At 39.2% G+C, this 2,274-nt stretch carries 1 protein-coding gene; it reads right to left on the reverse strand.

Annotated features, from left to right (window positions below; all coding sequences use genetic code 11):
- Nucleotides 1–20 precede the first annotated feature (20 nt).
- Nucleotides 21–2,144 carry a TonB-dependent siderophore receptor gene (locus tag H5072_RS17310; protein ID WP_182694253.1) on the reverse strand — a complete coding sequence of 708 codons (2,124 nt, stop codon included), beginning with the start codon at nucleotides 2,142–2,144 and terminating at the stop codon, nucleotides 21–23.
- Between the last annotated feature and the right edge of the window lie 130 nt (nucleotides 2,145–2,274).

Consider the following 2,274-nt stretch of genomic DNA (forward strand, 5'->3'; position numbering starts at 1 on the left):
CTTTAATTAATCAAATATATTTATAATTGCCAGTTTACAGATAGGGCGTAGTTACGAGGTGCACCGTAGTAACCTTGTGCCCAGTACAGGCTGTGCAAATATTTTTCACCGGTGGTGTTATTTACGTTGAAAGTGACTCCTACGTTATCTGTAATTTCGTAAGTGGCCATTAAATCAAGTAACCCGTATGCATCTTGGTGAGTAGTGACGCTTGCAATACCATTTGCATCTTCGACTTGAACTCGGCTAGTTGAATCCTGCCAGCGATAGTTTGCACCAAATGATAAACCATCAACTAAAGGTACTTGGTAGGTTGCGGCCACTTTAAGTTGGTTTTCAGGTGTGTAATCTTTAACTAAATCATCACCATCAATATTTAGGTTACTAAAACTTACACTTGCGCTTAAATCATCGGTTATTCGACCACTTAGTTCAACTTCAAAGCCGTTGCTGTTAATACCATCTGCTGCATAATAACGCGTATCACTAGGTAGTGAGTCGGGTAAAGCTATGGCAAGCCCTTCCTGCTTTGCATCGAAGTAAGCAAAAGTTACGAAAATTTGGTCATCAAGTAACTGTGCTTTTATACCAACTTCACTACTTTTACCTATTACGGGAGCTAATTGGTTGGCATTAATATCAAGCTCTTTTTGCGGTACAAATGTTTCTGTGTAGCTTGCATAAGCTGATAGAGACTCGTTAAAGTCGTACACCGTGCCAATATAAGGAATAACTTCAGAGTCGCTTCTTGTTTGCTCAACACCGTAAGCACTCCCTTTAGTTTTCCAATCTGTATAACGCACACCAGCGAGCACACTTAAAGGCTCACTTAATCTAATGCGAGTAGATATGTAAGCTGATTTTTGCTCGTTAGTAATATCACTACCATTTAAGCCATCAGCAAGTGTTGCCTCTGGTACTACACCATCCCACGTTTTAAGTGATGGCATAGCTGGAAAACCATTGCCTGTAGTGTAATCGTAAAGAGACTGCTCGTTGTAATCCATTTTAGCTTGGCTAACACCAAATGATAGGTCGTGCTCTTGGCCAAATAAATCAAACTTACCACTGGCATATAAATCAAATAAGTCATGCTTATCTTCGTAATCATAACGGCTAGCATAACCTGTTAAACCAAGTTCAGTATCTTTATCAGGGGTGCCGTATACGTAGAACAACTCTGAGTCTTGTTCGTTTTCGATGTGAGCATAACGTGCTCTAGCTACCCATGTTGCCGATAAGTTTTGTTCAAGTGTTACATATACTTGCTCAGCACTGTTATCCCAGTAAGACCAGTCAGCAGCAGTGCTGGTTGATTCGTCGTAATCGGTTGCTGTTCCGTCTGTATAATAAAGAGGTAGTGCACCCCACAGCGGGCTATCTGCGTCTTTTTGTTGGTTAACGTAGTTAACACTTAATAGTGTGCTGTCCGTTAATTTACCTTCGTAGGCTAAGTAAATAATTGTTTTATCTGTTTCGTAACGATCTAAGTATGAATCAGCTTTTTGTTTTGTAAATACAGCGCGTACAGCGTGGTCTTCATTTATTGGCGTAGATACATCTAAATCTAAACGTTTTTTATTCCATGAGCCATAAGATGCTGATGCATTTGCCTGTGTTGTATAAGTTGGCTTTTTTAAAACCATGTTTACAGTTGCAGAAGGATTACCGGCGCCAGTCATTAAACCATTAGCACCGCGAACTATCTCTACACGGTCATAAATTGATGTATCAAGACTGCCTTGAATAGAGCCTGAGCTTTGTGGGATCCCTAAGCCATCAACTTGAAAGTTCGTAATTTCAAAACCACGGGCCTTAAAGTAAGTACGATCTGTTTCTATTTGCTCTACTGTTACGCCTGGCGTGCTTTCAAGTACTGAGTTTATGTCGTCTAGTGAAAAGTCGTCCATTAGTGCGCGTGAAACTACCGAGATTGATTGTGGTGTTTCTTTAATTGTTAAACCTAGTTTGGTAGCCGATTGCGCTTCTTCAGTAATGTAGTTTTTATGATGCTGACCATATACCGCAATTTTTTCGAGAGGTTCAGATTTTACATTTGCCTCATCAGCAAGTGCATAACCAGATAAAATTAAAGAAGTAGCAAAGCTTAGTTTAGATAAACGCAAAACTTGAGGGGACGACATAAGTTTTTCCAGTTAGTTCAAAAGAAGTGCGTAACTTAATCTAAATGATATCGATTTGCAATTGTGTTTAGTGTTTTTATCAATAATAATTCTATTTTTTTGGATTTTAGCGCCACATATAAAGATTTTA

The sequence above is a fragment of the Pseudoalteromonas sp. SR45-5 genome (assembly GCF_014163565.1).
Taxonomy (GTDB): Bacteria; Pseudomonadota; Gammaproteobacteria; order Enterobacterales; family Alteromonadaceae; genus Pseudoalteromonas; species Pseudoalteromonas distincta.